This is a genomic window from Acinetobacter sp. ANC 4470 (assembly GCF_002135335.1).
Classification (GTDB): Bacteria; Pseudomonadota; Gammaproteobacteria; order Pseudomonadales; family Moraxellaceae; genus Acinetobacter.
This window is the reverse complement of the sequence record NZ_NEGC01000008.1, coordinates 118,315-125,157: the sequence shown is the minus strand read 5'-3', so window position 1 is coordinate 125,157 and position 6,843 is coordinate 118,315. Positions and strand designations below refer to the sequence as shown.

The window sequence follows — 6,843 nt, the reverse complement described above, 5'->3', positions numbered from 1 at the left end:
ACGTAATGGCATCATCAAAATCTGGGCAGAACGCTTGGCGAAAGATGTAGGTGATACGGTACTTTATCCAGTGTCAGTACGTTGTGAAGAAGTGATGTGGCGTGAGAAAAAATTATTCTGTAATGCCGACTTCTTTCATGCTTCAGCGTATCACTTCATGGATATTGCAACGAAGCTGTTCACGCCAATCTTCGTGATGAGCCGTGTCACAGGTTGGGCGGCACATGTGATGGAACAGCGCGCGGATAACCGTATTATTCGTCCAAGTGCGGATTATACAGGGCCTGAACTGCGTAAAGTTGTACCTATTACTGAGCGTTCTGCCGCGTAATAAAATAATGCAGCCAGTTTAGAATTTATAGTCATGAAATAAGTTGACACTTATTTCAATCAAACGCTTGATGAATTTCATCGGGCGTTTGTATTTTAGGAATAATTTTACTTAGAAATTAATCGATATAAGATTAATTGGCGGAAAAACTAAATCCCCAAAACAACCTGATAAGGCTTAAAGCCTTCTAACACGGCTTCAGCGACTAATTTGATGAAAGTATCAGTCTTACCATAAGCCATCCATTGATCAAGCGCTTCATAGTAAGCCAATCTATTTTCAACAGTAATGACGCAAGGTGGATAACCAGCTTTCATTAATTCCAAATTCATGAGTAAACGAGAGGTACGGCCGTTACCATCAATAAAAGGATGAATACCGACAAAATCAGCATGAACTTTAGCAGCACGTTCAATAGGGTGTAATTTGTTTGCTTCAGAATTATACCAATCAATAAACTGAGCCATTTTGTCATTGAGTAAAGTGTAATCCGGTGGGGTAGATGTCGCACCTGAGATCAGTACATTTAGTTGACGATAACGACCTGCATTGTCATCATCAATATTTTTTAAAATAAGTTGATGAATATTGCGAATTTGCCATTCAGAAAATGACTCTTCTTTTTTGATAATATCTTCTACGTAGTAAATTGCATTACGATGATTAATCGCTTCAAAATGTTCTCTTAATGCTTTTCCACCAACCGTGATACCTTCTAGAACAACTTTAGTTTCTAGGAGGGTAAGCGTATTACCTTCAATCGCATTTGAATGATAAGTCCAGCGGACAATCAGGTCTTCTTGTAAGTTTTTAACAATGGCAGGTGCAAGAGGGCGATGCTGATCTAGTTTATTTTTTAAATCATCAATAATCTCAAACATTACCTTATCCATGAATACAAGTTTATCTGATGATGATACAGGAAAAACAAAAGCAAAAAAATGAAACGATATAACATAGCTTTTATTGTTGGGTTACGATGTGCTAATATTTTGTTAAGTTCAAATCCTGTCTTAGGATTTGAACAAGACTTTGCAAGTGATTCAATGCAATAAATTAGATTTGGGTCAAAATTGGGTCAATGAATTTTTTTATTCAATAAAATAGCTTTAGAATGAATTGGTTGGAGTTTGAGTTCAATTGACGCCACCTCCACCAAATACCTTCCCAAACATGGCAAAATATGCCTAGTTTTGGAACTAAAAGGCTTAATCCTAAAGGGGTTAAGCCTTTTTTATGCCTGAACATAACCAAACATAAAAGCATATAGTGTTTCTTTCCATGTATCCCTGTGTGTATCCTTTAATAAAAATTGAACTCAAGGGATACACGGTTAATGTAAGTTTTTGGCTTATTTTGCACTATTTTGTTTTTCATTCTGCATTAAATAATTTCTAACGGTATAGCTTGTAATCTAAAATAAATACACCATATTTCTAAAATCGATTCGTTTTTATAATGATTATATTTTTTTAGATAAAGAACGCAGTGACTGAGCAGCCTCACAAATGAATACCACAGGGGCATTGTTCAATGCATTTCCTTTTATGGTGTGGGCAGATTATACGTGGGGTAAAAATGCCAATATTATTGGTGGTGCAACCAATGGCACAGGCTTTACATCTGCAACGTCTGAAAATAGTGAAAAATGGATGTATCGTGTGAATCTAAATATTGGATTTAGTTTTTGATCAGATTAAAAACATCAAAATAGTCTGCTTTTAAATATACGAATCAATATTATTAAGGTTTAAATATTGTTAAGCTTTAAATAATACTTAGTTCAAGTTTACAGAATTAGGTAGACCCCATATCCAAGTTTTATATTAAATGTGGATATGGGGGAGAACTTGGACTGCTTTTCAGTAACTTAGACATGAGACAGCTTTATTTTTAAGCTGTCTCAAATGCTGCTCTGGGTGCGTTTCATGAAAGCTGCCCCCCATGACTTCTTTGCTTATGAAATTATGGACGTAGTTCGATTGCAATAGCCGTTGCTTCGCCACCACCAATGCAAAGCGCTGCAATACCTTTAGTTTTACCTAAACGCTTTAGTGCATAAATCAGCGTTACAATAATACGCGAACCTGAAGAACCCAGTGGGTGACCAAGCGCACAAGCACCGCCATTGACATTCACTTTTTCAGGATCAAGCTTAAATGCATCAATTGCAGCCATGGTGACCATTGCAAAGGCTTCATTGACTTCCCAAAGATCGACATCAGCTGTATTCCATCCCGTCTGTTTCAATACTTTTTCAATTGCGCCGACGGGTGCAATCGTAAACTCTTCTGGAAGTTGTGAGTTTGTGGCATAGGCTTTAATCACAGCTAAAGCTTTTAAACCACGCTTATGTGCTTCTGTTTCAGAGGTGATGACCAATGCAGACGCACCATCGCTAATAGAGCTAGAATTTGCCGCAGTGACCGTACCATCTTTAGCAAAAGCAGGGCGTAGTGTTGGAATTTTATCAATTTTTGCATTGGCAGGATTTTCATCCTGTTCTACAACGACATCACCTTTACGGGTTGATACAGTGATGGGCACAATTTCAGCTTTGAAATAACCTTCTTGAATGGCTTTTTGTGCGCGAGTCAATGAGCGGATTGCAAACTCATCCATTTGTTCACGTGTATAACCTTTTTTATCAGCCATTTCTTGGGCAAAAGTACCCATTGCACGACCTGTACCGGCATCTTCCAAACCGTCTAAAAACATGTGGTCTAACACTTGACCATGTCCCATACGATAACCAGTGCGGGCTTTAGGGAGTAGGTAAGGTGCATTGGTCATTGATTCCATACCACCAACAACGACAATACTTGCGCTACCTGCTTTAATTGCATCACTTGCTTGCATGGCTGCTTTCATGCCCGAACCACACACCTTATTAATTGTGGTTGCACCAATATGGTCTGGAAGTCCAGCTTTACGCATTGCTTGACGTGCAGGCCCTTGCTTTAAACCCGCAGGTAAAACACAACCCATAATGACTTCATCAATATCATTGATAGGGATATTGGCTTGTTCAATTGCTTTTTGAATGGCAACTGCACCTAAATCTGGAGCAGTTAAACTTGCCAAGCTTCCTTGAAAGCTTCCCATGGCAGTACGACTAGCAGCTACGATTACAATATTTTCCATTTTTATATTTCCGTATTTATTTGAATTACGAATATCTTTTTGTGTATTGATAAAATCAAAGCAGCCGAAGCTACTCTAATTTTTTAGAAAAATTTTCAGTCTTAAGCGACCTTTAATTCAGTGGTAATTAGTTCTACACCCGTCGCAGCTTTCATTTGCTCAAGTGAAACATCTTTAGCCAGTTCAATTAGTTTGATGCCCTCAGTCGTAATATCCATTACGCCTAAATCAGTAATCACACGATTCACAACACCTTTACCCGTTAAAGGGAGGCTACATTGATTAACAACTTTTGGGCTACCATCTTTGGCATTGTGTTCCATCAGGACAACCACTTTTTGTACGCCAGCAACCAGATCCATTGCACCTCCCATACCTTTGACTTTCTTGCCTGGAATCATCCAGTTGGCAAGGTCACCCGTTTGGGAAACTTCCATTGCACCCAAAATAGCAATGTTGATATGACCACCACGAATCATGGCAAAGGATTCTGAACTGGAAAAAAATGCTGCGCCTTTGCGTGCTGTTACCGTTTGTTTACCTGCATTGATTAAGTCTGCATCGACAGTCTCAGCTGTAGGGAATTCATCAATGCCCAATAAACCATTTTCCGACTGTAACCAAACACTAATGCCTTCTGGAAGATAGTTTGCAACAAGGGTCGGCAAGCCAATCCCCAAATTCACATAAAAACCATCTTCAAGCTCAAGTGCTGCGCGCTGCGCCATTTCATTACGTGTCCAAGCCATAATTTAAGCCTCCGCTGCTTTTAAAGTCAGTTGTTCAATACGCTTTTCAGGCGTTGCATTTAGTACAATACGGTTGACGTAAATCCCTGGGAGATGGATATCATCAGGGTCGATTTCACCAACCTCTACGATCTGTTCCACTTCGACCACAGTGAATTTACCTGCAACAGCGCATTCAGGATTAAAGTTACGTGCAGTTTTTCGGAACACTAAATTGCCAGCTTTGTCTGCTTTATAAGCTTTAACTAAAGCGACATCCGCTGTTAAAGAATGTTCTAAAATATATTCTTTACCTTTAAATTCACGGGTTTCTTTACCTTCGGCAATGAGCGTACCTACACCTGTTTGAGTAAAGAAAGCTGGAATACCTGCACCACCTGAACGTAATTTTTCAGCCAGTGTTCCTTGTGGTGTCAGTTCAACTTCAAGTTCGCCATTGAGATATTGACGTTCAAATTCTTTGTTTTCACCGACATATGAAGCAATCATTTTTTTGATCTGCTTGGTTTTTAGTAACTTACCTAAACCAAAATCATCAATGCCTGCATTATTTGAAATACAGGTTAAGCCTTTAACGCCAGTATCTTTTAATGCGTCAATCAGTGCTTCAGGAATTCCACATAAACCAAAACCACCAACAGCTATAGTTTGATTATTATTAACAATATCTGCTAACGCTTCTTGAGCATTTGCTGCGACCTTATTCATCCTTTTAACCTTATGTCCATTTGCGTATTTTATTATTAGCAATGAGTAGGTCTTTTAGAAATTGAATGTTTTTAACGTGTAATAAAAAAAACTCATTAATCTCGTTGGCTTTTGTAAATACAGAGGAATAGTTGCGAGTAGATTTTAAAAAATTTGAAGCTTTTAGAGATGAAATGGTGGACGTCTAGTTTTGTGATTGATTTATTGATATTTAAAGCTTTAGGAGTGGATTTAGATAGCTGCTTTGTAGAATCAAAGCTAAATATTTCCTGTGTAAATGGCTAAACTGAATATTTATATGATTTAAAAATGATGAGCCAATATTATTTCAATAAATTGGGCGGAAATATTAGAAAGTTCAAAATCTTTTTTATATATAACGCCAAGAGGCAAATGTACATTGCCATCATCAATTTCAATTAAAACATTTTGTTCCTTATCTATAAATTTGTGGAAATGTCTTGGTATTGCACTGACGCCCATACCATAGGCTACAAAATGTGAAAGTGAACTAATTTGGTGACATTCAACTTTTAGATCTAAGACTAAATTGTTTGTAATACAATTTTGTTCGATAACATGCCGAATAATAGACGGTTTTTGTAGTGTAATAAAAGGATAAGAGCATAACTCCGCCATAGACACACTGTTTCGTTTAGCTAAAACATGATCTTTAGGTACAAGTGCGACAAAATCCTCTTTAAATAACAGTTTAAAGGTTAATTGTTCACTGTGTTTTGGCTCATAGCAAATACCAATTTCAAAGATACCTTCTTGTACCTTTTCTATAATTTTTTCGTTAGTAACATCATGTATAGAGAAACTAATATTAGGATGAAGTTTTGAAAAATCATGCATGACTGCTGGTAGTACAGCATGCGTAGCGAAAGGCATGGACGCAATATTTAATGTGCCACGATGAAGTTTAAATCGTTGTTTAACATCTTTTTCCATATCTTCCCAATTGGCTAAAAGCTTTTTAGCATAGGGAATTAAAGACAGACCTTCGCTGGTAATCTCTACACGACGAGTATTACGTTTAAATAATTTTCCACCCAATTCTTCTTCTAACGTTTTAATACTTAAACTTAAAGCAGATTGACTCAAACAAAGTTCATCCGCTGCATTTGCATAATTTAAAGTGCGTGCAAGGACTAAAAAAGCTTTTAATTGTTTGAGTGTCATGATTTACCTAGTCAACTTTTCAAAAGGAATAAAATCTAAGATACATAGATCTATTTGCTGTCATCAAAAATAATGCGACTTTTAAATTATTGATCATGTGATCGATAATTAGGCCCTGTAGACAATTCATCTATGTTTGCAGCTATGCGTGTTCTTTAGGCGGCACTAGGCGTGAAATAGGAAATTTAGTCATTTTAAATGATGAACGGTACTGTTGTACAAGAGAACGAAGTAGTGCCAAAAAATACTTTAGTCTCCAGCTTGTATGCCTTGCACTGCTCAATTTTAGCCTACAACGTAAGCCATTTATTAAATGTCAACAGACCTTAATATCAAGCGATTGAAAAGAGTATAAGTGAAGATAGATAAAACGCATATAAAAACTATTTTCTAAACGTATGAAAGTTGCTATTTCGCTTAGGGTTTCAAGTTTAAAAAAGGAGCGTAACTTCAATTTCCAAGGTTATTTTGTATAAAATTTTTGAGGTTATGTGAAAGGTTTGATTAATCAATTTTTCTGATCACGCAATGATTATTTTGAAAGAATGAGTTTAATCAAATGCATTATAGTTTAGTCAATAAATTGAATAGATATGCCCTAATTTATAAGCTTTATAAAAGCTCAAATTGATATAAATATATCGATTGATAAGAAATATACATTTTAAATTTTTATCTAAGCGTTTGATATTAATGGATTGAGATATTGCTGCAATAAATGTTGAA

6 protein-coding genes and 1 pseudogene are annotated in these 6,843 nt (G+C 36.6%); 2 read left to right on the top strand and 5 right to left on the bottom strand.

Translation table 11 applies throughout. From position 1 onward, the window contains the following. Positions 1-331, top strand: a 331-nt coding sequence (locus B9T25_RS12305; protein ID WP_322853463.1) for a citrate/2-methylcitrate synthase, incomplete at its 5' end; no start/stop codon positions are given. A gap of 149 nt (positions 332-480) precedes the next feature. On the opposite strand, the gene B9T25_RS12300 is transcribed toward B9T25_RS12305, so the two are convergent. Then, positions 481-1,212, bottom strand: a complete 732-nt coding sequence (locus tag B9T25_RS12300) for a Fic family protein (protein WP_086188701.1) — start codon at positions 1,210-1,212, stop codon at positions 481-483. 555 nt (positions 1,213-1,767) lie between these two features. Here B9T25_RS12300 and B9T25_RS12295 point away from each other — a divergent pair. After that, positions 1,768-2,022 (top strand): annotated as a pseudogene (locus B9T25_RS12295) (hypothetical protein); the annotation flags it as partial. Positions 2,023-2,296: 274 nt separating this feature from the next. Here B9T25_RS12295 and B9T25_RS12290 read toward each other — a convergent pair. The 4 genes from B9T25_RS12290 to B9T25_RS12275 form a co-directional block, all read right to left on the bottom strand. Further along, positions 2,297-3,475 (bottom strand): thiolase family protein, encoded by a 1,179-nt coding sequence (locus B9T25_RS12290; RefSeq protein WP_086188700.1) that lies wholly within the window; start codon positions 3,473-3,475, stop codon positions 2,297-2,299. A gap of 101 nt (positions 3,476-3,576) precedes the next feature. Beyond that, positions 3,577-4,224 (bottom strand): 3-oxoacid CoA-transferase subunit B, encoded by a 648-nt coding sequence (locus B9T25_RS12285; protein WP_086188699.1) that lies wholly within the window; start codon positions 4,222-4,224, stop codon positions 3,577-3,579. 3 nt (positions 4,225-4,227) lie between these two features. Beyond that, positions 4,228-4,932 carry a CoA transferase subunit A gene (locus B9T25_RS12280; RefSeq protein ID WP_086188698.1) on the bottom strand — a complete coding sequence of 235 codons (705 nt, stop codon included), beginning with the start codon at positions 4,930-4,932 and terminating at the stop codon, positions 4,228-4,230. Between the two features lie 303 nt (positions 4,933-5,235). Next, positions 5,236-6,117, bottom strand: coding sequence for a LysR family transcriptional regulator (locus B9T25_RS12275; protein WP_086188697.1), 882 nt, complete (start codon positions 6,115-6,117; stop codon positions 5,236-5,238). Between the last annotated feature and the right edge of the window lie 726 nt (positions 6,118-6,843).

Coding starts and splice junctions, on each gene's coding strand:
- B9T25_RS12300 (WP_086188701.1), bottom strand. CDS start 1,212: ATGTTTGAGATTATTGATGATTTAAAAAATAAACTAGATCAGCATCGC.
- B9T25_RS12290 (WP_086188700.1), bottom strand. CDS start 3,475: ATGGAAAATATTGTAATCGTAGCTGCTAGTCGTACTGCCATGGGAAGC.
- B9T25_RS12285 (WP_086188699.1), bottom strand. CDS start 4,224: ATGGCTTGGACACGTAATGAAATGGCGCAGCGCGCAGCACTTGAGCTT.
- B9T25_RS12280 (WP_086188698.1), bottom strand. CDS start 4,932: ATGAATAAGGTCGCAGCAAATGCTCAAGAAGCGTTAGCAGATATTGTT.
- B9T25_RS12275 (WP_086188697.1), bottom strand. CDS start 6,117: ATGACACTCAAACAATTAAAAGCTTTTTTAGTCCTTGCACGCACTTTA.